This is a genomic window from Vibrio hepatarius, assembly GCF_011806575.1.
GTDB classification, from domain to species: domain Bacteria; phylum Pseudomonadota; class Gammaproteobacteria; order Enterobacterales; family Vibrionaceae; genus Vibrio; species Vibrio hepatarius_A.
In genome coordinates this window covers 1-23,166 of sequence record NZ_JAATOO010000007.1, presented here as the reverse complement: position 1 = coordinate 23,166, position 23,166 = coordinate 1, and the positions used below count along the sequence as shown (strand labels likewise).

25 protein-coding genes and 2 tRNA genes are annotated in these 23,166 nt (G+C 45.3%); 5 read left to right on the top strand and 22 right to left on the bottom strand.

Annotated features, from left to right (window positions below; translation table 11 throughout):
• Window positions 1-16 precede the first annotated feature (16 nt).
• Genes HCZ42_RS07000 through HCZ42_RS06975 form a run of 6 tightly spaced genes read right to left on the bottom strand, consistent with a single transcriptional unit; the run spans window position 17 to window position 4,593 of the window.
• A complete protein-coding gene (locus tag HCZ42_RS07000; protein WP_053409697.1) occupies window positions 17-241 on the bottom strand; it encodes a hypothetical protein in 225 nt (74 codons plus the stop codon).
• A gap of 11 nt (window positions 242-252) precedes the next feature.
• Entirely contained in the window at window positions 253-1,725 is a 1,473-nt protein-coding gene (locus HCZ42_RS06995; protein ID WP_167420018.1) for a type II and III secretion system protein family protein, read from the bottom strand.
• Between the two features lie 7 nt (window positions 1,726-1,732).
• Window positions 1,733-2,470 (bottom strand): Flp pilus assembly protein CpaB, encoded by a 738-nt coding sequence (cpaB, locus tag HCZ42_RS06990; protein ID WP_167420017.1) that lies wholly within the window; start codon window positions 2,468-2,470, stop codon window positions 1,733-1,735.
• Between the two features lie 15 nt (window positions 2,471-2,485).
• A complete protein-coding gene (locus HCZ42_RS06985) occupies window positions 2,486-3,796 on the bottom strand; it encodes an AAA family ATPase (RefSeq protein WP_167420016.1) in 1,311 nt (436 codons plus the stop codon).
• Between the two features lie 58 nt (window positions 3,797-3,854).
• Complete coding sequence (locus HCZ42_RS06980; protein WP_368484171.1) at window positions 3,855-4,349, bottom strand: prepilin peptidase; 495 nt, start codon at window positions 4,347-4,349, stop codon at window positions 3,855-3,857.
• Between the two features lie 58 nt (window positions 4,350-4,407).
• Window positions 4,408-4,593 carry a Flp family type IVb pilin gene (locus tag HCZ42_RS06975; RefSeq protein ID WP_167420015.1) on the bottom strand — a complete coding sequence of 62 codons (186 nt, stop codon included), beginning with the start codon at window positions 4,591-4,593 and terminating at the stop codon, window positions 4,408-4,410.
• A 291-nt stretch (window positions 4,594-4,884) separates the two neighbouring features.
• Here HCZ42_RS06975 and HCZ42_RS06970 point away from each other — a divergent pair, with 291 nt between their 5' ends.
• From HCZ42_RS06970 to HCZ42_RS06960, 3 genes are all read left to right on the top strand, one after another.
• A complete protein-coding gene (locus HCZ42_RS06970; RefSeq protein ID WP_167420014.1) occupies window positions 4,885-5,640 on the top strand; it encodes a helix-turn-helix domain-containing protein in 756 nt (251 codons plus the stop codon).
• 118 nt (window positions 5,641-5,758) lie between these two features.
• The gene (locus HCZ42_RS06965) at window positions 5,759-7,444 is read left to right on the top strand and encodes an AMP-binding protein (protein ID WP_167420013.1); all 1,686 of its coding nucleotides are present in this window, start codon (window positions 5,759-5,761) and stop codon (window positions 7,442-7,444) included.
• Window positions 7,445-7,531: 87 nt separating this feature from the next.
• Entirely contained in the window at window positions 7,532-8,446 is a 915-nt protein-coding gene (locus tag HCZ42_RS06960) for a LysR substrate-binding domain-containing protein (RefSeq protein ID WP_167420012.1), read from the top strand.
• Window positions 8,447-8,489: 43 nt separating this feature from the next.
• Here the strand turns inward: HCZ42_RS06960 and HCZ42_RS06955 are convergent, their stop codons facing one another.
• Window positions 8,490-8,696 (bottom strand): DUF1127 domain-containing protein, encoded by a 207-nt coding sequence (locus HCZ42_RS06955; RefSeq protein WP_167420011.1) that lies wholly within the window; start codon window positions 8,694-8,696, stop codon window positions 8,490-8,492.
• A gap of 214 nt (window positions 8,697-8,910) precedes the next feature.
• On the opposite strand from HCZ42_RS06955, the gene HCZ42_RS06950 reads away from it, so the two are divergent.
• Entirely contained in the window at window positions 8,911-9,837 is a 927-nt protein-coding gene (locus HCZ42_RS06950) for a LysR substrate-binding domain-containing protein (RefSeq protein ID WP_167420010.1), read from the top strand.
• A 63-nt stretch (window positions 9,838-9,900) separates the two neighbouring features.
• Here HCZ42_RS06950 and fusA read toward each other — a convergent pair whose 3' ends face one another.
• The 12 genes from fusA to trmJ form a co-directional block, all read right to left on the bottom strand.
• On the bottom strand, window positions 9,901-11,991 hold the full coding sequence (gene fusA / locus HCZ42_RS06945) for an elongation factor G (protein ID WP_167420009.1): 2,091 nt from the start codon (window positions 11,989-11,991) through the stop codon (window positions 9,901-9,903).
• A gap of 183 nt (window positions 11,992-12,174) precedes the next feature.
• Window positions 12,175-12,600: a nucleoside-diphosphate kinase gene (gene ndk, locus HCZ42_RS06940; protein WP_167420008.1), complete on the bottom strand. Its 426-nt coding sequence runs from the start codon at window positions 12,598-12,600 to the stop codon at window positions 12,175-12,177.
• 59 nt (window positions 12,601-12,659) lie between these two features.
• Entirely contained in the window at window positions 12,660-13,958 is a 1,299-nt protein-coding gene (pepB, locus tag HCZ42_RS06935) for an aminopeptidase PepB (protein WP_167420007.1), read from the bottom strand.
• Window positions 13,959-14,120: 162 nt separating this feature from the next.
• A complete protein-coding gene (iscX, locus tag HCZ42_RS06930) occupies window positions 14,121-14,315 on the bottom strand; it encodes a Fe-S cluster assembly protein IscX (protein WP_167420006.1) in 195 nt (64 codons plus the stop codon).
• 44 nt (window positions 14,316-14,359) lie between these two features.
• Window positions 14,360-14,698, bottom strand: a complete 339-nt coding sequence (fdx, locus tag HCZ42_RS06925) for an ISC system 2Fe-2S type ferredoxin (protein ID WP_053409711.1) — start codon at window positions 14,696-14,698, stop codon at window positions 14,360-14,362.
• A 13-nt stretch (window positions 14,699-14,711) separates the two neighbouring features.
• Window positions 14,712-16,565: a Fe-S protein assembly chaperone HscA gene (gene hscA / locus HCZ42_RS06920; protein ID WP_167420005.1), complete on the bottom strand. Its 1,854-nt coding sequence runs from the start codon at window positions 16,563-16,565 to the stop codon at window positions 14,712-14,714.
• 19 nt (window positions 16,566-16,584) lie between these two features.
• Window positions 16,585-17,100 (bottom strand): co-chaperone HscB, encoded by a 516-nt coding sequence (hscB, locus tag HCZ42_RS06915; protein ID WP_167420004.1) that lies wholly within the window; start codon window positions 17,098-17,100, stop codon window positions 16,585-16,587.
• A 59-nt stretch (window positions 17,101-17,159) separates the two neighbouring features.
• Entirely contained in the window at window positions 17,160-17,483 is a 324-nt protein-coding gene (iscA, locus tag HCZ42_RS06910; protein WP_053409714.1) for an iron-sulfur cluster assembly protein IscA, read from the bottom strand.
• Window positions 17,484-17,552: 69 nt separating this feature from the next.
• Window positions 17,553-17,936, bottom strand: coding sequence for a Fe-S cluster assembly scaffold IscU (gene iscU, locus HCZ42_RS06905; protein ID WP_053409715.1), 384 nt, complete (start codon window positions 17,934-17,936; stop codon window positions 17,553-17,555).
• A gap of 51 nt (window positions 17,937-17,987) precedes the next feature.
• On the bottom strand, window positions 17,988-19,202 hold the full coding sequence (locus HCZ42_RS06900) for an IscS subfamily cysteine desulfurase (RefSeq protein ID WP_167420003.1): 1,215 nt from the start codon (window positions 19,200-19,202) through the stop codon (window positions 17,988-17,990).
• A gap of 29 nt (window positions 19,203-19,231) precedes the next feature.
• Window positions 19,232-19,738 (bottom strand): Fe-S cluster assembly transcriptional regulator IscR, encoded by a 507-nt coding sequence (gene iscR / locus HCZ42_RS06895; protein ID WP_167420002.1) that lies wholly within the window; start codon window positions 19,736-19,738, stop codon window positions 19,232-19,234.
• A 116-nt stretch (window positions 19,739-19,854) separates the two neighbouring features.
• A complete protein-coding gene (gene trmJ / locus HCZ42_RS06890) occupies window positions 19,855-20,583 on the bottom strand; it encodes a tRNA (cytosine(32)/uridine(32)-2'-O)-methyltransferase TrmJ (protein WP_167420001.1) in 729 nt (242 codons plus the stop codon).
• A 178-nt stretch (window positions 20,584-20,761) separates the two neighbouring features.
• On the opposite strand from trmJ, the gene suhB reads away from it, so the two are divergent.
• Window positions 20,762-21,565, top strand: a complete 804-nt coding sequence (gene suhB, locus HCZ42_RS06885; RefSeq protein ID WP_167420000.1) for an inositol-1-monophosphatase — start codon at window positions 20,762-20,764, stop codon at window positions 21,563-21,565.
• Between the two features lie 53 nt (window positions 21,566-21,618).
• On the opposite strand, the gene HCZ42_RS06880 is transcribed toward suhB, so the two are convergent.
• The 3 genes from HCZ42_RS06880 to HCZ42_RS06870 all read right to left on the bottom strand — a co-directional run bounded on the left by HCZ42_RS06880 (window position 21,619) and on the right by HCZ42_RS06870 (window position 23,093).
• Window positions 21,619-22,515, bottom strand: a complete 897-nt coding sequence (locus HCZ42_RS06880; protein ID WP_167419999.1) for an AraC family transcriptional regulator — start codon at window positions 22,513-22,515, stop codon at window positions 21,619-21,621.
• 389 nt (window positions 22,516-22,904) lie between these two features.
• A tRNA-Trp gene (locus HCZ42_RS06875) sits at window positions 22,905-22,981 on the bottom strand.
• 35 nt (window positions 22,982-23,016) lie between these two features.
• Window positions 23,017-23,093 (bottom strand) — tRNA-Asp (locus tag HCZ42_RS06870).
• Window positions 23,094-23,166: the final 73 nt, after the last annotated feature.

Genomic DNA, 23,166 nt, shown 5'->3' with positions numbered 1-23,166 from the left:
TAAGTGACTAAATCACTTACTTCTTCTTAGATGACCCATTGTTGTTATATATGGTCAAACTAGTTTCAGAACGCTCACCACTACCTTCAGGCAGATAGCCGAGATTTTCTCTCCAGGCATTTGGGTTTTGCGTCTGCTCTGCTCGCAACTGACTAAGGGATACACCAAGCTCGGGATCATTTGCACAACCGCTCAAACTCAGTGAAGCGCAACAAATAGCGAATATCATTGTATTTTTCATATCAGCCCCACCTATAAACTGTGCCCAAACGAACCATCTGTACCACCTTCTGACCCGCCGTATCGATACGCATCATTCTCATCATTGGTATTGGCGTTGTTGTCGAGTTGGTATTTGTCGAAATCTAGTCTTGCCCCTTTACCCAAGAGATAAAACTCTATGTCATTTGGACTGACATATCCGTCTGTCGGTAACGTGATATTGCGGCGGTCGATAGGTTTGGCTAGCTTCGGCGTAACCAAAATGACGAGCTCGGTTTCACCAGAGGTGTATTCTTCACTCTTAAATAGGCGGCCGAGTATTGGTACGTCCGAAATACCGGGTAACCCTTTGTCAACATTACGAGAGTTCTCGCTGAGCAAACCTGCAATCCCCATGGTTTGACCATCGGCAAGTTCCAGCGTGGTTCCGGCACTTCGCTTGGTAATAGGAGGTACAAAATAAGCCGCGTTAGTGTCGCCTGGGTTGTATGTCAGCACCCCTGAGGTCGCGATTTCACTGACGTTAACGCCCAGTTTCAGGTTGATTTTCTTGTCACTTAAAATGTAGGGAATAAAGTTGAGTGACACACCGTACTCTTTGTACGCGATAGTAATACCGTTCTCATTAGGTACGGGTATTGGGAACTCACCACCAGCCACAAACTCGGCTTTAGTGCCGCTTAGCGCCGTTAGACTTGGCTCTGCCAACACTTTAGCGACGCCGTTTTGCTTCGCGATATCAAGCGCAAAGGTAAATAAAGTATTGCTATCGATAAACGAACCTAAGAAGCCAAATTCGTTCACACCCGGCGCGTTTAACACTGGAGCTATTGCATTACCCACTCCTTCTAAAGAACCACCTACGGTTGTACCACCCCAAGTGATATCACCACTTTGTTGGAAGAAGTGAAAGTTGGTATCAAAACGTCTTACTAAGGAACGCTGCACTTCGGCAACCGTCACTTCCAATGTCACCTGTTGCGCACCACCAATTGAAAGCAAATTAATTACAGAACCACCTTTATCATCGTCATCACTTTCATCGGCAGAGTTACCCGCCGCAAAGGTTTCAGCAATTTTCAGTGCCATATCCATGTTCTGCTGATTACTAATCAAACCTTTAAGAACAATTTTGTCTTGGGTACTGTGAACCTCAATACTTTCATTAGGTAAAAACTGATTGAGCTTCGCTTTTAATGTATTGAGGTCATGGGTGACCTCGACGTTAAAGGACTCGATGATTCGTCCTCGTCTGTCCCAAACCGATACATTAGTTGTACCCAGTCGTTTACCGATCAGGAACAACTCATTCGATCTTAGAACCAATATATCCAGTACAGCTGGATCGCCTAAGGTTACTTTCTTCGCGTTTCCCGAAATCATCAATTGGGTAGACTGGTGATGCGGTACAGAAACCACTCGCCCAGACTGAGCCGCTGCGTATACGGTGAAACTCGAACCCACCAATAGTAACTGGCATAAAATTAGTATTATTCTTTTCATAATCCACCTAATTACTTACTCGGACTTTCGAAGCCTGAGAACCTTTGATGACAGTCACACTAGGAGCGGGAACGTAACGTTTTACTTGAGCAGGTTTATCGACGGTATGAGGGTTACGTAACGCAAGTTGGATCTGACCTTTGCTATTTTCAGTGAGCAGTTTTTCTGCTTCTTTAGGCGTCACTTCCAGCGTGACGGCGCGCACGATAACGGGCTTGTTGTCATCCGTTCTTGCTGTCTGGTCAACCGCCAATACTTTGAGGTTTTTCAGTACTGTATCCGTTCTTGAACCCTTAGTATTGAGCACGTCAACCTTGTTACCCGGAAGCAGAAAGCCCGCAACACCAATAACGTCATTGACACGGATAGTCAGCGCGCGCTTGTCTTCTGGAATCAACGCCGCCAAGGTGACCCCCTCACCCGGAACCGCAATACGATTAGGATTAATCAGTTCACCTTTAAAAATCGAAGTGGTGACGACTTTGCCAACGGCTTGCTCAGGTAACTTAAGAGTTTCTTCAGTAATCCAATCCACTTCCATCATTTTGGTCGTCAGATGTTTATCTTCCAGAATGATCCCTGGCTCTAATTCAGTCGTTGCGACTAGTACAGGATGACGCTCAACCTCTTCCATTTGCACGGTCGGTAAGGTTCGGCTATCCAGCCATTGCTTTGCAATCAATACTGCCCCTAAGCCAAAGGCGATAGATAACAGTAAGAGCATGGTGATTTGTGTCTTACTCATGGCATCCTTTCTCCTCTACTCGTCAACCGTGAAATATAAATTCCAGGCGCGATTAAGAATTTCGCTGGAGACACTGTTATTACTGGCTTCAAATAGCAATATGTCTCGACTAATCCCCAAAATGTCTTTGGGTAAACACGGGAAATACCCAGTGCCGCTAACGCTATGTAGCTGTTTCAGTTGTTCAAAAAAACCCACGTCTAAATTGAGCTGATATTCTTTGGCTAAATCCGTCCACAGTTGGACATAATCCATCAGCTCTAGTGGTTCAAACTCAATCTTGTAACCAAGTCGTCTTAAGAATGCAGGGTCAGCAATTGCGCTTGGCGGAAGGTTAGAAGAGAAAGCTAAGGTCAATAGAAACGGAACTGATATTTGCTGACCATTGGGTAAACCTAGGTGGTCCACCAAATATTCCATCGGCACAATCCAACGGTTAAGCAGCGCCGCAACTGGCATCGACTGGCGACCTAAATCATCGATCACTAAGATGCCGTTGTTCGCCATCATCTGTAGTGGCGCAATCCAAACTCGATTGTGTTCGCTGTGGTTAACTTCAAGCATATCCATCGTCAGTTCCCCACCGACTTGAATATTTGGACGCTCACATAAGATCCAGCGCTTGTCATAGTGATGATCGAGTTTGACGTAAATTTCCGAATGTGTGTTATCTAAGCGGCGATGGTGATGCTCAGAAAACACTTTGATGATGTTCCCATCGGCATACACCGCGTAAGGGATAAATACTGAAGTGTTTAAAGCATTTAACACTCGAGCCGCGACGAAACTCTTACCCGTACCAGCATGACCGTAGAGCAGCAGCGCGCGACCAGAGTTAATCGCAGGTCCAAGCACTGGAATAATTCGTTCTGCACCATAGACATCGGATAGTGCTCTTTCTACATCCGGTCTGGTAATGGGTTGATTGCGAAGATCTTGCTGTTTCACGATGTCCCAGTATTGCTCTAGGGAAACAGGGACAGGACCGATATACGCATCCTTACGAAATGCGAGCTCAGCTTCGGCGAGACCTAACTCGGTTAATCCATAGCGAATTTTATTGTAGGCGCTGCCAGAACCAGACATCGGTTGATAGACTTCAACCCAACTTTTGTTTCTCAAATGCGCCAAAGCTGTCTCGACAATATGAGAAACAACACACATCCGGTGGGTTAGTTCAACCAAATCTGACTTTGGATATGCAGAGAGATGCTTGAGAAGTAAGTTTTCTGTGACAACTGGAGGGACGCCCAAACTGTCTTCATCAGAAGGAACCACTGGCGGAGAGATTTGAGGTATTAGATCGTCCTTAAATACCGTTCCCATAAATTGTGCCCTCCCATGATTGGCACTCGGGTCAGTCTCCAGCTAATCAAAAGAGACACTAGTGAATGTAGAAAAAGTAAGCCAAGCCAATAACAACGGCTGGAGCAAAAGGAATCACTAAAGGTTGACTGGATTTCCACCCCGGCGTCACTTTCTGCACTGCGTAACTGCGCATCTGTTCTGTCATCGTTACCGGCGATGAGGCTACATGTCTTGCTAAGTAAAGAGTCGCAATTACACCACCAGCGATAACGATGTATGGTGTTACTAACCACATTTGCTCTGAGCCAAGCCACAAACCAATCGCCGCCAACAGTTTTACGTCTCCACCTGCCATCGCTTTCATAAAGTAGAAAACAAAACACAAGGTTGTCGTATAGAAAAAACCACTCAAATGAATACGCCAGCCTAAATTACTGCCAAAGCTCAACTCTGTTAGTACAGCGGCGATAAGCAGCAAAATCACTTTGTTCGGAATACGGTGCCTCATCACGTCAGAGACACCAATCACGATAAGTAAGGACCAGATTACTAAATGAAGTGTCATGTTCATTAATCAGCTCCTCCACTTATTAAATAACTAATCCCTAGCTTCATCGTTGCCAGAAGCGTTAGCTACCACCACCAATGCCCTCAATATCGCCCGATACATCAGAAAATACGTCCGCCAATGTGTCCCAGAAGCCAAGGTTTAGCATTGCCGCAACGATCAAAGCAGCACCTAGGATGTACTCCAGAAGTGTGAGACCTTCTTCGTCATTCCAAAACTCTTTCATTAAGTGAGTGAATTTGTCCATTTTCCTTCCCCTATGTCCTATTCGAAGGTTGATTCGAATTTTGCGCTCATCAATCTTTAGGTCGATATCACATTTTAAAAAGTAGGTTAGTGTTTAAGTTGTTAGTTAGGACTTTTTTGTTTTTAGGTGGGACTTTCTTGTCCTATTCATCTGAGTGCTATTAAACCGTGACTTCACCAGCATTACAGATAGTTAGGTGGCTTTTATTTTTGATTTTTTCTTCTACGCTTAACTTTAGTAATACCCGCATTTTCTTGAGTTAACCCTTGAAATTGAGGATATAAAATAAGAATGAAGTCCAGAATCCACTGGCTAGGTAAAAGTATTAACGAGCTTCCAGCATCATGTATGAATGCGTTAAGAGAAGAGTTTAATGTCAACGAATACGCAGATGATATTTCGGTGTTAAGTGAGCCTAATGTCCATTTTTGCGTGGTTTACCTAAGCGGATCAGAGACTCTGCCCATCTCTTGCGTCAGCACATTATGTAAAAATTTAAACAAACGACTATTTGTCTTGCTAGAGAAAGGCTGCGCTGTCGATCTCCCCGATCGTTCAGTGGTATGTGAGCAACACGAACTGGACGTCAAATCATTTCCTAAGTGGCTAAAATATCTGGATAAAAAATATTATTCGACCTACAGCGATCCCCATAACAAGCACGCTACTTTGAACGGTGAACTACCTCCCAGGACAAAGGAAATCAATAAAGTATTACGCTATGTTGAACAAAACCTCCATAAAGAAGTACGAGAGGAAGACGTCGCCGCACTTTGCCACTACTCAGCCTCATACTTCTCTAAGTATTTTCGTAAACACCTTGGCGTCTGCTTTCGCGATTACTTGATCGAAAAACGCCTGACACTAGCGAAAGAGCTTCTAAAAAACCAACCGAATGTAAAAATCGCCTATATCGCTTATCAATGTGGCTACCAAGACATTTCTTATTTCGCTCGCATTTTTAAAAAACGCATCGGTGTTTCTCCTGCCACGTATCGACAGCAATACCTCAAAGCGAAAACCTCCAACCATCACAAGTCTGTATAGAACTTGCTGAAGAAATATTCACCGCCATTCCCTTGCCAGTACAAATCATGCTAAATTTAACAATGCGTTAACAACTATAAATATAAATACCGATAATAAAGACATGGAGTCACCTAACATGAATCAGCCAAACTCGAGAATGATAGCTGGTTGCGCTCTCCCTCCACCAAACGAGATGATCCTCAAATGGGTCGAAGAGCGTCCAAACGACGTATATCTAAAACAAATCATCAACCGACAATTTGTAGAATTCACGTATAAGGAAGTCGCAGACCAAGCGCTCAGACTTGTCTCTGCCCTAAGAAATCTCGGGGTAAAACCCGGAGACAAAGTCGCACTGATTTCCAAAAACTGTGCCGAATGGTTTATCACCGACTTGGCGTTGATGCTTGGCGACTATGTCAGCGTACCCATTTTCCCTACCGCAGGTGCCGAGACTATCGAGTACTGTATTAAGCATAGTGAGAGTAAAGCGCTGATTGCCGGCAAGCTGGATAACGCACAAGCGACGCAGCAAATCATTGATGCCCAGAGCGAGCTAATCAGTATTGCATTACCCTACGACTCCGCGCCGCGCTGCCAACATCAGTTCAAGCAACTAATTGAAAACGTAGAACCTAGCAAAGAAAGACCCGAGCATTATGACGACAAGCTGATGTCTTTAGTGTACACCTCCGGGACGTCTGGGTTACCCAAAGGGGCGATGCTGACTTACGGCGCGTTCAGTTGGTCTGCTCAGCAGTTGATCAATCACATTGGTATCGAAGAAAACGACCGCTTGTTCTCTTACCTTCCTCTGGCACACATTACTGAGCGTGTCTACATTTTTGGTTCTTCAATTATGGGGGGCGTGCCGACTGCGTTTCCTGAATCGCTCGACACGTTTATCGAAGACGTTAAAATGCAGCGCCCTACTCTGTTTATCTCGGTTCCGCGCTTATGGACACTTTTCCAACAACGCATCCAAGATAAATTGCCGCAGAAGAAACTCAACATCTTACTGAAGATCCCTTTAGTTAATACGTTACTGAAAAAGAAACTGGCACAAGGCTTAGGCTTGGATCAGGCGCGAGTGCTCGGTTGCGGCTCAGCCCCCGTATCTCCTGCACTACTAGAGTGGTATCACAGCTTAGGGCTCAATATTACTGAAGCATGGGGCATGACAGAATCTTTCGCCTACAGCACACTTAACTATCCGTTCCGCGCCGACAAGATAGGTAGTGTCGGTAACGCAGGCCCAGGTATCGAGCTAAAGATAGCGCAAGACGATGAGATCATGGTGCGCAGCAAAGGACTCTTCTCGGGCTACTACAAAAACGATATCGCAACGCAGGAATCGTTCGACGTTGAAGGCTGGTTGCACACCGGTGATATCGGTGCAATTGATGCTGACGGTTATTTAACGATCCAAGGCAGAAAGAAAGACTCTTTCAAAACTGCGAAAGGTAAGTTTGTTGCCCCAGTCCCGATTGAGAAAAAGCTGTTTGAGTACAGCCGCGTTGAGATGATGTGTTTAATTGGTTTGGGGCTACCCGCACCTATTTTGCTGGTTGTTCCACATGATTTCCCAAATTTTGACCGAGCTCGCTATGAACGCACAACGAAAAAGGTCATCGACAAAATGAACGCCCAATTGGAATCTCACGAAAAGATTAAAGGAGTTCTAATGATCAAAGAACCTTGGTCTATCGAGAATGGCATCTTGACGCCAACACTGAAAATCAAACGTCACGTACTGGAACAGAAGTACCATGATGTTGGACATAACTGGCCAAAAGATAAATTGATCGTATGGGAAGAATAAAGATAAGGAGAGCTACGGCTCTCTTTTTTTTTACGCGGCTAGCCATTATCATGCTTAGCCCAAGGATGAGAAATTAGGACTGCTTGAATGGACGCAAGGCTACACCACTTACCCGGACTTCGTTATTTCGAAGTTGCAGCACGACTCAATAGCTACAGCCGTGCGGCAGATGAGTTGTTTGTAAGCCAAGCGGCAGTCAGCCAAAAGATACGTCAGTTAGAAGATGGATTAGCGTGCAAACTGTTTGTTCGCGACGGTCGTGAAATGCGCCTCACCGAACAGGGAAAAATTCTCTATAAACATGTTTCGCAAGGACTAGAACAAATTGTTACCGGTCTGAATCAAATCCAAAGCGAACCCGTTGAAGGGCTACTGTGTGTCAGTTCAACACCTTCGTTTGCTTCTCGTTGGTTACTACCCCGTCTTTGGAAATTTTCCACTCAGCATCCTAATATCCCAATTCGCATTCTGACCAGTTGCGACGCACCAAACTTAAAACAAGGTGCCGCGGACCTCGCCATTTGGCAAGGTGAAGAACTGGAGTTAACCACAGAAAACAAACTGCTAAAACGCTTCCTGTTTGAAGAAACGATTTATCCGTTTTGCTCTCCCCATTTAGCAAACGCGATCAACCTGACTAAACCTGAACAGCTACTTAATTGTTGGCTAATTCACTATGAGTCTGGCGGTTACCCTTGGCAAAGTTGGTTTGCACAGGCGGGGGTAACGATGAACAAAGAATCCGTTCAATGGATGGATGTCAGTACGTTCGATCACGCAATGAATGCGGTGATGGCTGGTCATGGCGCGTGCTTAGCTTCTGATTCATTAGCTAGCGATTATGTAGAGCGAGGGCTGCTCATCAAACCATTTGATATTGGTATGACACCGGGTATCCAATTTAACTTGTTCTATGATGAGAGTTCCCCTCGCAGAGATAGAATCGCTGCATTTGCTAACTGGCTCCACAGCGAGATTGCGTCATCTTCATCATTAGATTAATCCCTCGTCCTTATATGGCAGTGTGTTTAGCGAATACTCCATGTTAATCCTGCCAAAATGGTTTTCGCAGCTCTTTTTCAATCTTTGTCCTGTCTAAACCTAGATCGTCAAAGAGGTATTCTGGTAGTTCAGCTAGTTGGCGACGAGTCCGATAATTTCTTTTCCAAATAACTAATTTAGAAAAGATATACTGAAGCCAATTTTGATTGCACTCAAACATACCGTATTTATCGTGCTTGTTAGCTTTCATTACGTTGACCATAAGCCCTTCTCCATTCCGTCTATTGATCACTAACTTAATATCGAGTTTAAATCACTGCTCGCCAATCACTCGCCGTTTCCGGAACTCCATTTATTTGGCTAATCAGAGAAACTCATCTACAGTAAAAACCTCATACAATCATCAGTGACTATCTGGATATTCACAAACGATACTCCCTGACACTCGGTTAAGGAAAACTAATGTGAAAGATCGAATGCCACCACTGCAGGGTTTGTACTACTTCTTTATTGCCGCTAAAGAAGGAAGCTTTAAAGCTGCGGCACGGCATCTTTTCGTTACGCCAGCCGCCATCAGCCAGCAGATACGTCAGTTGGAAGAATTTTTGGGAACGGATTTATTTGTCCGCCAACACAGAAAAGTCACTCTGACTGCCGAAGGAATCCTTTTGTTCTCTAAAGCAGAACGTGGATTTACTCATCTGCAACAAGGTGTGAATTTAATCAATCAAGATCCAAACCCAACCCATCTCTCTATCTCTACGTTACCTTCTTTTGCACACCATTGGTTGGTGCCCAAAATAACCGCTTTCAGACAACGTCATCCCGACATTTCAATTCTGTTAGATCCAACTAATGAGTTAGTTTCATTTCAAGACAGCCAAATCGATTTGTGCATTCGTTACGGTAAAGGCGACTACCGTCATTTAGAATCCCAGTGGCTAATGGATGAATTATTTTATCCGGCTTGCCACCCTATCTATCAGAAAGAACACAACATTTATCAGCTTGAGGATTTAAAAAACGCAGAGTTGATTGAAGACGTATGGCCCGATGTGGATTGGAATTCGTGGCTAGAAACGTTGGGAATGACGGCGGAAAAACCTGCTCTAAGATACAGCGGTTCTCATTTAACACTGGAGGCCGCATTATCTTTACAAGGTGTTGCATTGGTTAAGCATAGCTTAGCATATCAATATATACGCTCTGGAAATCTAGTCTGTATCGGTAACGTTGCGATAAAACCTAAGTTCGCCTATTACTTATGCGCCCCTTATGGGTACTTAAAGCGCCCAAAAGCTCAACTGTTTACTCAATGGTTAAAAGAGGAGATTGCCTGCTTTGAGAGCTCCGTCGATTATGAATTTCAGACAATTAACCTTCGTGATTGACGTAAACAAATAAAAAGCCTCGCACTAGGCGAGGCTTTCGAGCTATTGAGTTAACTTAAAGAATTACTTCTTCTCGTTACGCTCTTTAACTTCTGCGATTACTTGCTCAGCAACGTTTGCTGGACATGGTGCGTAGTGAGAGAACTCCATAGAGAACTGACCACGACCAGAAGTCATTGTACGTAGAGAGCCGATGTAACCGAACATTTCTGATAGAGGTACATCACCCTTGATACGTACGCCAGTAGTACCAGCTTGTTGGTCTTTGATCATACCACGACGACGGTTAAGGTCACCGATTACGTCACCAACGTGATCTTCTGGAGTGAATACGTCAACTTTCATGATTGGCTCTAGAAGCTGTGGACCAGCTTTAGGCATAGATTGACGGAATGCACCTTTCGCTGCGATTTCGAACGCGATTGCTGAAGAGTCAACTGCGTGGAAGCCACCGTCGAATAGTTCAACTTCAACGTCTAGCGTAGGGAAGCCAGCTAGTACGCCGTTTTCCATCATGCTTGCGAAGCCTTTCTCAACTGCAGGCCAGAATTCTTTAGGTACGTTACCACCAACAACTGATGATGTGAACTTGAAGCCAGAGTTTTGCTCGCCTGGCTTGATGCGGTAATCGATCTTACCGAACTGACCAGAACCACCAGACTGCTTCTTGTGAGTGTAGCTATCTTCAACTGGTTGAGTGATAGTTTCACGGTAAGCTACCTGTGGAGCACCTACTTCTAGCTCAACGCCGTAAGTACGCTTCAGGATGTCTACTTTGATGTCTAGGTGAAGTTCACCCATACCTTTCAGGATTGTTTCACCTGAATCTTCATCAGTTTCAACCTGGAATGATGGATCTTCTGCAACCATTTTACCGATCGCGATACCCATTTTCTCAGAACCGCCTTTATCTTTAGGCTTAACAGCGATAGAGATAACTGGATCTGGGAAGATCATTGGTTCTAGAGTACATTCGTGCTTAGGATCACATAGAGTGTGACCAGTTTGAACGTTCTTCATACCAACAACAGCGATGATGTCACCAGCTTGTGCTGAATCGATCTCGTTACGCTCGTCTGCGTGCATTTCAACCATACGGCCAATACGCTCTGTTTTACCAGTTGCAGAGTTAAGGATTGTGTCACCTTTCTTCATCTTACCAGAGTAGATACGGATGAATGTTAGGGCACCGAAACGGTCGTCCATGATCTTGAACGCAAGCGCTTTTAGAGGCTCATCTGCAGATACAGTCGCAACTTCACCAGTCGCTTCACCTGTGTCTGGGTTAGTTAGAGGCTGAGGATCTACTTCTGTTGGCGCTGGTAGGTAATCTACTACCGCGTCAAGAATAAGTTGGATACCTTTGTTCTTGTACGCTGAACCACAGTAAGTTGGGAAGAATGCTAGATCACGAGTACCTTTACGGATACAACGTTTGATGTCTTCTACAGATGGCTCTTCGCCTTCTTCTAGGTAAGCCATCATTAGATCTTCGTCTTGCTCAAGAGCAGTTTCGATTAGCATTTCACGGTATTCCGCTGCTTTCTCTACCATGTCTGCTGGAATGTCTTGAACTTCGTAGTTCTCTGGCTGGCCTGAATCGTCCCATACGTAAGCTTTTTGGCTTAGTACGTCAACAACACCAGTAAAGTCGTCTTCGATACCGATAGGTAGAGTCATTACTAGAGGAGTTGCTGCTAGAACGTTTTGTACTTGGTCTACAACTTTGTAGAAGTCAGCGCCCATACGGTCTAGTTTGTTAACGAAAATCAGACGTGATACGTGAGATTCGTCAGCGTAACGCCAGTTAGTTTCTGACTGAGGTTCAACACCACCAGAACCACAGAATACACCGATACCACCGTCAAGTACTTTCAGAGAACGGTAAACTTCGATTGTGAAGTCAACGTGTCCAGGAGTATCGATGATGTTTAGACGGTGATCGTTCCAGAAACAAGTAGTTGCCGCAGACTGGATTGTAATACCACGTTCAGCTTCCTGCTCCATGAAGTCAGTTGTAGTTGAACCGTCGTGAGTATCACCGATCTTGTGGATCTTACCAGTTAGCTTAAGGATACGCTCTGTAGAGGTAGTTTTACCCGCGTCTACGTGAGCAAAAATACCAATGTTTCTGTATTTTGATAAATCAGTCATTGTCTTACTCTGTTAATAAGGTATAAAGTGCGCGCAGAGTATATCACATTCTGTCAATACTGATACCCTTGCGTGCGGCTGTGATAAAAAAAATCTGCCAAGCAATAATGGTACGTAAAACCGTTATTTTCCAATAAAGAAAAGGCTATTCACTTGGAATAGCCTTTTACGTAGCAATCCAAGTTATCGTGGGCAGATTTCTGACTCTGGGAAAAAGAACTCGATCTCGCGAGCGGCTGACTCTGGACTATCAGAACCGTGAACCGAGTTTTGACGCATGCTCAGCGCATAATCTGCACGTAGTGTACCGCATGCCGCTTGCTCTGGATTGGTTTTACCCATCAGCTCACGGTAGCGTGCAATCGCATTCTCGCCTTCTAACACCTGAACCATAATTGGACCAGAAGTCATGAACTCTTTCAGTGGCTGGAAGAATTCTTTACCTTCATGCTCTGCGTAAAAGCCGCTTACTTGTTGTTCATTTAGATGAACCATTTTAGCGGCAACAATGCGTAGACCTGCTTTCTCAATGCGATGATAGATTTCACCAATCAAGTTACGTTCAACGGCATCGGGCTTAATGATAGAAAAGGTTCTCTCTAGAGCCATAGGGTTTCCTTTCGTCTTCTCTGTATTAATTATTAGAATGAGGCCTATCGGCCTCGAAGTTATTTTTCAGCTTGGTCCAACAGTACACGAGCAATAGTACGAACACCAACACCTGTCGCGCCCGCTGCCCATTTATCTGCCGCAGTTTTGCGGTAGGTCGCAGCACAGTCAAAGTGTAGCCAGCCTTTTTTGTAGTCTTCTACAAAGTAAGACAGGAACGCCGCAGCGGTACTCGCACCTGGTGTGTAGTCACCGCTACTGATGTTGGCGAGATCGGCAAAGCTTGATGGCAGCATACCGCGGTGGAAGTCAGCCAAAGGCAGCGGCCAAAGTCCTTCTTTCTCTTCGCGAGCTGAGTTCAGTGCTTGGTGTGCTAGCTCGTCATCAAAGCTCATGAGTGCGTGGTAGTCATTACCAAGCGCGTTCTTCGCTGCGCCGGTCAGTGTCGCACAGTCGATGATCAGCTCTGGGTTTTGCTCACTTGCGTAGATCAAACCATCCGCCAGTACCAAACGACCTTCAGCATCGGTGTTTAAGATCTCAACCGTCTTACCGTTTTTGTAAGTAATGATATCGCCCAGCTTCAGTGCACGACCTGAAACCATGTTCTCCGCACAGCATAGGATCAGCTTCACGCGTTTGTTCAAGCCACGCATGATCGCAAGACCTAGACCACCAGTGATCGTGCCCGAACCACCCATGTCTGCTTTCATCGATGCCATAAAACCAGACGGTTTGATGCTGTAACCACCTGAATCAAATGTGATGCCTTTACCCACTAAGCACGCATATACTGGCGCGTTTTCATCACCCGTTGGGTTGAAGTCCAGTTGAAGCATCGCTGACGTGCGTTCTGAACCACGACCAACGGCGTAGATACCTTCCCAACCTTCTGCAAGCAGGTCTTTGTCTTTAACGATGCGCGCGGTGACTGTACCTTCAGGGGCAACAGACTTAATGAACTCAGCGGCCATGGTTGCTAGCTGACGCGGTGCCACTTCTTCAGCGGTTTTGTTGATGATATCGCGAGTAAACTCTGTTGCTTTGATTCGCGCTTCTAGCTCAGCTTGATCGGCTTCAGCCAGTGGTTGCCAAACAACTTGGTTGGACTTCTTCGCGTCACGATAACCTTGATGAAATGCCCAGATGCTTTCAAGATCCCAAGCACCGCCTTCTAGAGAAGCAAAACGTACTCCTTGCGCTTCTAGTTTGCGAGATGCGCGTTGAATTGCACCTAGATCATGACCTTCACCTAAGTGAACAGTCGCACCTTGATCAGAAAAAGAAAGGATTGCTTTTTCGCCCCACTGTGGAGCTGCGGATTCTTGGCTAAGAAATACTGACATCTGTGTAGACATGGTTTCTCCTTGTCTTAATCGGCGTTGCCTACGCCCTACTCTGTTAACCCTCGGATGTTAGCATTTTGTAGAACAAAATTGTCAAGTTGATAAAAAAACGGACCCTAAGGTCCGTTATTTTTAGTAAATTTTGTTAACTGCGCTAGTTTTTAGCAGTCAAACCTAATCCATCTCATCCATCCAGCATAAAATTACTGCTTCTAGGATTTTTTCATTCGATCGGTTTGGCTCGTCATCAAAATCTTCCAGCTCCAGAATCCACTGGTGCAGATCGGTAAAACGCACGGTTTTAGGGTCGATCTCTGGAAACTTATCACATAGCTCAATTGCGATATCACGAGAGTCAGTCCATTTCATTGCTCAACTTCCTTCTATTTCTACTTTGCTCAGTCAGAGAAGTATTAGTGATCTTCAGATGCGTGGTTAAGCGTGTACTTTGGAATCTCAACCACTAAGTCTTCATCAGCGACTTTCGCTTGGCAGCCTAGACGAGATTCAGGCTCAAGACCCCATGCTTTATCTAACATGTCATCTTCTAGCTCATCGCTCTCATCAAGAGAATCAAAACCTTCACGAATCACTACGTGGCACGTCGTACAAGCGCACGACTTTTCACAAGCGTGCTCAATGCCAATACCGTTTTTCAGCGCCACATCAAGAACAGTTTCACCCGCTTTAGCTTCAAGTACAGCACCTTCAGGACACAGATCTTCGTGCGGTAATACAATAATCTTAGGCATAGCTTTTTATCTCTTAAATATCATCAACTGATTGACCTGACAGCGCAGCTCGAATCGATTTATCCATACGACGCGATGCAAACTCTTGGCTCGCTTTATCGGTATCTTTGATACCTTGCTCTATCGCGTCCGCATCGTCACCGTTACGTAATTCAATTAAAGACTCAATCGCTTTGATCAAATCTTGCTTCTCTTGCTCAGACAACAAATCGTCGCCGTCCGCTTGCATCGCTGCGATCAAGCCTTCGATCACTCGATCCGCTTCTACTTTTTGCTCTGCTAAGGCACGAGCAAGCATGTCGTCTTTCGCGTGTGTCATCGAGTCACGGAGCATATTTGCCACTTCGTCGTCACTTAAACCGTAAGAAGGCTTCACTTGGATCTCTGACTGAATACCCGTGCTCTTCTCCATCGCCGTCACAGACAACAAACCATCTGCGTCTACTTGATAGGTCACACGGACATGCGCCGCACCCGCTGCCATCGGTGGAATACCTTTCAGCGAGAAGCGCGCCAATGAACGACAATCGTCAACCAACTCACGTTCACCTTGCACTACGTGTACGCTCATTGCTGTTTGACCATCTTTAAATGTGGTGAACTCTTGTGCACGAGCAACAGGAATCGTGGTGTTACGAGGGATGATTTTTTCAACCAAACCGCCCATGGTTTCAATGCCCAAGGACAGAGGAATAACGTCGAGTAACAACATTTCAGAATCAGGTTTATTGCCAACCAGAATATCCGCTTGGATACCTGCGCCAATCGCCACAACTTCATCTGGGTTAATGCTTGTCAGTGGCTGACGACCAAAGAATTCACCAACCATTTCGCGAACAAGGCGTGTACGCGTTGAACCACCTACCATGACGACTTCAAGCACATCATCACTGTCAACTTCTGCGTCTTTAAGCGCACGACGACAAGAGAGTAATGTCTTCTTCACAAGAGGGCGAATCAGTTCTTCAAACTCTTCACGAGTGACGGTGCCTTGCCAGCCAAGCGCACTTACTTCTACGCTGTCTTTCTCAGAGAACGCGATCTTGGTTTCTGTTGCAACGTTAAGCAATGTACGATGCTGCTCTGCGGTCAGTGGCGTTGCTAGACCGGCTTTTTCAATCAAGTGGTCGGCAAATAGGTGGTCAAAGTCATCGCCGCCTAGTGCTGAGTCACCGCCTGTCGCTAGGACTTCAAACACACCTTTTGATAGACGTAAGATAGAGATATCAAATGTACCGCCACCTAAATCATAAACCGCAATCACACCTTCTTGACCAGAGTCTAAACCATAGGCAATCGCGGCGGCTGTTGGCTCATTGAGTAAACGCAATACGTGCAGACCAGCCAATTTCGCTGCGTCTTTAGTTCCGGCACGCTGAGCGTCGTCGAAGTAAGCTGGAACGGTAATAACCACACCAGATAAATCGCCGCCAAGTGACTCTTCTGCACGCTGGCTTAGTGATTTCAGAATATCAGCAGACACTTCGATTGGGTTTTTATCACCCGCCTGAGTTTGCAAAACCGGCAAGCCGTTTTCACTCGCTTTAAACTGGTATGGCAGGCTTGGGTATCGAGTTTGAATATCTTGTAGTGAACGGCCAATCAGACGTTTTACCGAAATGATGGTGTTTTTCGGATCAAGTTCTGCTTTCGCTTTCGCATCATAACCGACCTCAGGTACTTCGCCCGAGTAGTTAACAATCGAAGGTAAGATGCTGCGACCTTGTTCATCTTGCAAAGTTTTTGCACTGCCGCTACGAACAGAAGCAACCAACGAGTTAGTCGTACCTAAATCGATACCTGCTGCCAATTTATGCTCATGTGGTGCCGAGCTTTGACCCGGTTCTGCAATTTGAAGTAGTGCCATGATTGGTCCTTGTTATTTGCTAGCCGAGAAGTTTGTCTTCGACTTGCTCGATTTCATTTTTTAACTTGGCAATAAACTTAAGCTTGCGCACGCTATCTGCGGCTTGCAGCCAAAGTTCGCCATTGAGCTCATCTTCTACTGTACGCAAATGGTGTTTGTACATTTTGCTGACTTTGCTTTCAAAGTCGAACAGAGCGTCTTCGGGATCGGTTTTATCTGCGATCTCTTCTAGTTCTTCACGCAATTCCATCTGTTCCATTAGGAACATTGGGTCTTGCATGGTTTGCTGCTCTGCACGGATATCAACGCCGTTTTCAGACAACATGTATTCAGCGCGAGAAATCGGATTTTTCAGTATTTGATATGCATCATTGATTTGCGACGCTTTCTGCACCGCAAGTAGGCGATCACGCTCTGACGCGCTAGCAAAGTTATCCGGATGAAAACGCTTTTGAAGTTCACGGAATTGTGAAGAAAGAAGGCTACCATCCAGAGTAAACTGACTTGGTAGCCCAAATAATTCGAAGTAATTCATGGAGAATTCGGCCCTTGGTAATCTACCTGTAGGCGATGTTCACCCACAGGTGCTATCAATTAAACGTTGAAGCTCTCACCGCAACCACATTCACTTTTCGCATTTGGGTTGTTGAATTCAAAGCCTTCATTCAACCCTTGCTTAACATAGTCCAGCTCGGTGCCGTCCAAGTACACTAGGCTTTTCTTATCGATGATAATTTTCACGCCTGAGAACTCAAACACCTCGTCTTCTTCGTTAAGCTCGTCAACGAACTCAAGGACGTAAGCCATGCCAGAACAACCAGTCGTTTTCACACCCAAGCGTAAACCGATACCTTTACCACGGCTTTCTAAGAATGTTCTTACGCGACTCGCCGCGTTATCTGTCATTGTGATGGCCATACTGCACCTTAGTTTGTTTAATTTGACGATTAGAATGGGAGAACGAGCCTCCCATTATATACAGATTACTTATTCTTGGTGTTTTTTCTTGTAGTCCGCAACTGCAGCTTTGATTGCGTCTTCAGCAAGAATCGAGCAGTGAACTTTTACTGGTGGCAGTTCTAATTCTTCAGCAATTTCAGCATTCTTAATTGCTGCCGCTTCATCAATGCTCTTACCTTTAACCCATTCAGTTACCAGTGAGCTTGACGCGATTGCACTACCACAACCGTAAGTTTTGAATTTCGCATCTTCGATAATACCTTCTGGTGTTACCTTGATTTGAAGCTTCATTACATCGCCACATGCTGGCGCACCAACCATGCCGCTACCTACTGATGGGTCTTCTTTGTCAAATGAACCAACGTTACGCGGGTTCTCGTAGTGATCAATTACTTTTTCGCTGTATGCCATGATATTTTACCTCGAATCCTCTATTAAATTCCTTAGAAACAACCGCTCAGATTAGTGGTGTGCCCACTCAACTGTGCTCAAGTCGATTCCTTCCTTGTACATATCCCATAGAGGAGACATGTCACGTAGTTTGTTAACCGCTACGCGAACTTGTTCAATGACGAAATCAATTTCTTCTTCAGTTGTAAAACGACCGAATGAGAAACGAATCGAGCTGTGTGCTAATTCGTCGTCCAGACCTAGTGCGCGCAGTACGTATGACGGCTCTAGGCTCGCTGATGTACATGCACTACCAGACGATACTGCTAGGTCTTTCAGTGACATCAGTAGAGATTCACCCTCTACAAATGCAAAACTGATGTTTAGGTTTTGTGGTACGCGCTGCTCTAAGTCACCGTTGATCGTTACCGCTTCTAGGTCTTTCACGCCATCTAGTAGACGATTACGTAGTGCCAATGCGTGGTCGTAGTCTTTCTGCATCTCTTCTTTTGCGATGCGGAACGCTTCACCCATACCAACGATTTGGTGAGTTGCTAGTGTACCTGAACGGAAGCCACGTTCATGACCACCACCGTGCATTTGCGCTTCCAGACGGATGCGAGGCTTACGACGAACGTAAAGTGCGCCGATACCTTTAGGACCGTAAATTTTGTGCGCCGACAGTGAAATCAAGTCAACTTTCATTTCTTGCACGTCGATTGGCAATTTGCCCGCTGATTGAGCAGCGTCTACGTGGAAGATGATTTTACGTTCGCGGCAAAGCTCACCAATTGATGCGATATCTTGGATGACACCAATCTCGTTGTTTACGTGCATGATAGACACAAGCACAGTGTCTTCGCGCATCGCAGCTTCAAGCTTCTTCAGATCGATGATGCCATTTGCTTCAGGCTCTAGGTAAGTAACTTCGAAACCTTCACGTTCAAGCTGACGACATGGGTCAAGAACCGCTTTGTGTTCTGTTTTACAAGTGATGACGTGCTTGCCTTTCTTTGAGTAAAAATGCGCAGCGCCTTTGATCGCTAGGTTATCAGATTCCGTTGCACCTGAAGTGAAGACGATTTCACGTGGGTCTGCGTTTAGTAAGTCAGCGATTTGCTCGCGCGCAGTATCCACGGCTTCTTCTGCCTGCCATCCGTAACGATGTGAACGTGATGCTGGGTTACCAAACGTGCCGTCCATAGTCATGTACTGAACCATCTTTTCAGCTACACGAGGATCAACAGGACAGGTCGCTGAATAATCTAAATAAATAGGCAGTTTCATTATCTACTCCAATGTAACAGGCAGACCGCTTAAGAGCGGACGTTTACACCGATGGGTGCGGTGTTTGAGTTCTTGTTAGTAAACCCATGGTTTACCGCAAGATCAATATCTTGGCGGCCTGAAGTTTCTAGTACTTCATTATTTGTCATCAACTCTCCAAGAGTGATGTTGTTTAGGAAGTCACTAATACGCGAGCTTAGGTCACGCCACAATGTGTGTGTTAGGCAACGAGAGCCACCTTGACAATCGCCTTTGCCGTTGCACTTGGTTGCATCTACTGATTCATCAACCGCAGCAATGACGGTACCGATTGCAATTGTGTCAGCATCAGCACCAAGACGATAACCACCACCAGGACCACGTACACTTGCTACCAAGCCTGCTTTACGCAATTTAGAGAAAAGCTGCTCTAGATAAGACAAAGAGATACCTTGGCGTTCAGAAATATCCGCCAGTGGTACTGGATTTTGCTGTGAGTGCAGAGCCACATCTAACATGGCTGTCACTGCGTATCTTCCTTTAGATGTAAGTCTCATATAACACCATATCCACATCGTTTATGTGGTATGAAGTTTTTCATACTTGAGTAAAATGGTCAAGTATTTAATTGACTGTTTTACTCAAGTATTTACCCTTATGAGAACCAAGGGCATTATTTGTTAGAGATTTTCTTCTCTATCGCACTCAAAACTCCGCGTAAGATATTGAGTTCCTGAGCCTCTGGGCGAGCGCGGTTAAACAAACGACGTAGCTTGTTCATCACTTTTCCCGGTTGGTCTTGGCTAATGAACTGCGTATCAACAGCGATTTTGTTTAAGTGCTCAAAAAACAGATCTAGTTCTTTATGTCTTGGGTACTCTGGTTGTGGCTCTTCAGTATACTGACTTTGTTCACGGTCGAGATAGGCCATGCGGATCTCATAGCTGAGCGTTTGCACCGCCATCGCTAAATTCAGCGAACTGTATTCTGGGTTAGCAGGAATACACACATGGTAATGACAGATTTGCAGTTCATCATTAGTCAAGCCAGTACGTTCACGACCAAACACCAAAGCGACAGGAGAAGTTTGCCCTTCTTGAACAAATTTCTGACCACACTCTCTTGGTTCTAGCATTGGCCATTCCAAGGTTCGCGAACGAGCGCTTGAGCCTACCACCAAGCTACAGTCAGCCACAGCTTCGTTCAGCGTGTTAACTATCGTGGCGTTTTCAGCAATATCGGCCGCACCAGCTGCCAACGCTAAAGCTTGTTCATCCACTTCACAATTAGGGTCAACCAGTACTAAGTTGTGCAGTCCCATCACCTTCATCGCTCGTGCTGCAGAGCCAATATTTCCGGAGTGAGAGGTACCAACCAGTACAACCTTTACGTTGTTAAGCATTAATGAAATTCCAAGACAAAAAATGAGCTGCAAGATATTACCATATACCTGAGTAAAATGGTCAGGTCCTTTGTACTAATAAAATTAAAAGTTCAAAAAATCACCACTTCCTTTTAACGATTATTCTGTTATACTGCCCGCCGTTTTTCTGTTCTTTAACATCCGTTGGGAAATTAGTATGCATCCTATGCTTAATATCGCTATTCGTGCTGCACGAAAAGCTGGCAATCATATTGCTAAATCTTTAGAAAATGCTGAGAAGATCGAATCGACTCAAAAAGGCGCGAACGACTTTGTTACTAACGTAGACAAAGAAGCAGAAGCTATCATCATCGATACTATTCAAGCTTCATACCCTGAGCACTGTATTGTGGCTGAGGAAAATGGCGTTATCGAAGGTAAAGACAAAGAAGTACAATGGATCATCGACCCACTGGATGGCACAACAAACTTTGTAAAAGGTTTGCCTCACTTTTCTGTATCTATCGCTGTACGCTTCAAAGGCAAAACTGAAGTGGCGTGTGTTTACGACCCAATGCAAAACGAACTGTTCACAGCACAACGTGGTTCAGGTGCTCAGTTGAACAACGCTCGTATCCGCGTTAAGCAACTGAAAGACCTTCAAGGTACTGTGCTAGCGACAGGTTTCCCATTCAAACAGAAGCAACATTCTGAATCTTACTTCAAGATCATGTCTTCACTATTCGTAGATTGTTCAGACTTCCGTCGTACTGGCTCTGCGGCTCTAGACTTATGTTACGTTGCTGCTGGACGTGTGGATGGTTTCTTCGAATTAGGCCTTAAGCCTTGGGATATTGCAGCAGGTGAACTGATTGCTCGTGAAGCTGGCGCGATCGTGACTGACTTTGCAGGTGGCACTGACTACATGAAGTCTGGCAACGTTGTCGCTTCAAGCGCACGCGGTGTTAAAGGCATGCTTAAGCACATCCGTGAAAACGGCAACGAAGCAATGCTTAAATAATCCAGCTCCGTCACAGCTGAATAGCCCACTCATTGAGTGGGCTTTTTTTGTATCTAGATTTTGATAGCTTCGCAGAAACTGACATCAGCACGACCTGTTTGCTGATCATAAGAGTGGTAAAGTTCAAAACAAGGACGTTCATCTAACTCAATACCTTGCGCCACCGTTTCCTCAATCAACTGATTCCAGAACTGACCATACTGCTGCTTCTCTTCTACTGTCTTACGCAGCACCGCATAGGCCCCCGCCGGGACGGTAGTAACTTCGATACCACTACTAGGTTCTATGTCATCTGGAACGACAAGCGCGATATCAGTGCGGCACTTATCCGCTGGTGTGATATCTGGGTTATCACGATAGATAAATAAACATTCTCCAGTCACGCCTTTGGCACCTGCCCATAAGTAGAGTTTTTGTACCGCTGGCTCATAATTTTCACCGTATGGTCCAACAACACGTACATAGGCGATTGTTCTTTGCGGGTGGTTTTCTGTTTTCATCTCAACTTTCCCTGATTGGTTTAACTTGAACTCAGAGTAACTAAGTCCATCAGGTAGTTCGTATCGATTCTTGCGCAATATGGATCCGATCTTGCTGTTTCTCATCAGAGCTGAATAAGACTCGACTGTCTGGCACTCTTTTATTTGTGAAGGCGTAACCCCAAGATAAGTTTTGAAGCTCCGGGCCATCGCTTGAGAACTCGAAAAGCCAAACTCAAACGCTACGGTTGTAACACTCTTATCCTGAAACATCAGATTTTGTGCGGCTTTCTCATGGCGCATTCGGCGAATAAACTCCGCCACCGTTTCTCCAACAATAGCTTTAAAAACGCGATGAAAATGAAATGGGGATAAGTTCGCAATTTGAGCGGCTTTTTCTAAGTTGACTGGTTCACAGCAATGTAGCTCAAGATAACGTACAACTTCCTTTATCTGCACTTCTCGGACCATCACTTTTCCTTTGACGACAACAAATAGAGATTTACAAAAACTAAACTGACTATATGAGCCGGCACTAAATATGGCTAGTAAAACTTATCAGGCTCGTGAAGTGGACACTTAGCTTGAAAACATAGGTACGCTTTACTTTGCGTTGAATCGGCAATCTAGGTTGTAGAGAAAGGCGCCATAAATCTAGGAAAACGAAAAAAGTTCCTGTCTTTCGACTGAAGCCTTAAATATGGCGGGGGTGGACCGGGCTGGCGTTCCAGAGATTCGGAAGCTTCGCCCCAACACGCGCTATTTTTGGTAATTCGGGGAATCCGCTGCTCTATCAAGTAGAAGCTTAACATTCTAACCCAACGAAAAAGGCTCCAGTCTTTCGACTGGAGCCTTAAATATGGCAGGGGTGGAGAGATTCGAACTCCCAACACGCGGATTTGGAATCCGCTGCTCTGCCAATTGGAGCTACACCCCTGTAGTTCGTGTTTAATGAGACGACTCTCAAATAAATGGCGGAGTGGACGGGACTCGAACCCGCGACCCCCGGCGTGACAGGCCGGTATTCTAACCAACTGAACTACCACTCCGCACTGGTTAGACCTAAGTCTAAATTTAAAGCCTGGCGATGTCCTACTCTCACATGGGGAAGCCCCACACTAC

Bases quoted from the DNA above. Each gene is read 5' to 3' on its own strand.
- HCZ42_RS07000 (WP_053409697.1), bottom strand. From the start codon at position 241: ATGAAAAATACAATGATATTCGCTATTTGTTGCGCTTCACTGAGTTTG.
- HCZ42_RS06995 (WP_167420018.1), bottom strand. From the start codon at position 1,725: ATGAAAAGAATAATACTAATTTTATGCCAGTTACTATTGGTGGGTTCG.
- cpaB (WP_167420017.1), bottom strand. From the start codon at position 2,470: ATGAGTAAGACACAAATCACCATGCTCTTACTGTTATCTATCGCCTTT.
- HCZ42_RS06985 (WP_167420016.1), bottom strand. From the start codon at position 3,796: ATGGGAACGGTATTTAAGGACGATCTAATACCTCAAATCTCTCCGCCA.
- HCZ42_RS06980 (WP_368484171.1), bottom strand. From the start codon at position 4,349: ATGAACATGACACTTCATTTAGTAATCTGGTCCTTACTTATCGTGATT.
- HCZ42_RS06975 (WP_167420015.1), bottom strand. From the start codon at position 4,593: ATGGACAAATTCACTCACTTAATGAAAGAGTTTTGGAATGACGAAGAA.
- HCZ42_RS06970 (WP_167420014.1), top strand. From the start codon at position 4,885: ATGAAGTCCAGAATCCACTGGCTAGGTAAAAGTATTAACGAGCTTCCA.
- HCZ42_RS06965 (WP_167420013.1), top strand. From the start codon at position 5,759: ATGAATCAGCCAAACTCGAGAATGATAGCTGGTTGCGCTCTCCCTCCA.
- HCZ42_RS06960 (WP_167420012.1), top strand. From the start codon at position 7,532: ATGGACGCAAGGCTACACCACTTACCCGGACTTCGTTATTTCGAAGTT.
- HCZ42_RS06955 (WP_167420011.1), bottom strand. From the start codon at position 8,696: ATGAAAGCTAACAAGCACGATAAATACGGTATGTTTGAGTGCAATCAA.
- fusA (WP_167420009.1), bottom strand. From the start codon at position 11,991: ATGACTGATTTATCAAAATACAGAAACATTGGTATTTTTGCTCACGTA.
- ndk (WP_167420008.1), bottom strand. From the start codon at position 12,600: ATGGCTCTAGAGAGAACCTTTTCTATCATTAAGCCCGATGCCGTTGAA.
- pepB (WP_167420007.1), bottom strand. From the start codon at position 13,958: ATGTCTACACAGATGTCAGTATTTCTTAGCCAAGAATCCGCAGCTCCA.
- iscX (WP_167420006.1), bottom strand. From the start codon at position 14,315: ATGAAATGGACTGACTCTCGTGATATCGCAATTGAGCTATGTGATAAG.
- fdx (WP_053409711.1), bottom strand. From the start codon at position 14,698: ATGCCTAAGATTATTGTATTACCGCACGAAGATCTGTGTCCTGAAGGT.
- hscA (WP_167420005.1), bottom strand. From the start codon at position 16,565: ATGGCACTACTTCAAATTGCAGAACCGGGTCAAAGCTCGGCACCACAT.
- hscB (WP_167420004.1), bottom strand. From the start codon at position 17,100: ATGAATTACTTCGAATTATTTGGGCTACCAAGTCAGTTTACTCTGGAT.
- iscA (WP_053409714.1), bottom strand. From the start codon at position 17,483: ATGGCCATCACAATGACAGATAACGCGGCGAGTCGCGTAAGAACATTC.
- iscU (WP_053409715.1), bottom strand. From the start codon at position 17,936: ATGGCATACAGCGAAAAAGTAATTGATCACTACGAGAACCCGCGTAAC.
- HCZ42_RS06900 (WP_167420003.1), bottom strand. From the start codon at position 19,202: ATGAAACTGCCTATTTATTTAGATTATTCAGCGACCTGTCCTGTTGAT.
- iscR (WP_167420002.1), bottom strand. From the start codon at position 19,738: ATGAGACTTACATCTAAAGGAAGATACGCAGTGACAGCCATGTTAGAT.
- trmJ (WP_167420001.1), bottom strand. From the start codon at position 20,583: ATGCTTAACAACGTAAAGGTTGTACTGGTTGGTACCTCTCACTCCGGA.
- suhB (WP_167420000.1), top strand. From the start codon at position 20,762: ATGCATCCTATGCTTAATATCGCTATTCGTGCTGCACGAAAAGCTGGC.
- HCZ42_RS06880 (WP_167419999.1), bottom strand. From the start codon at position 22,515: ATGGTCCGAGAAGTGCAGATAAAGGAAGTTGTACGTTATCTTGAGCTA.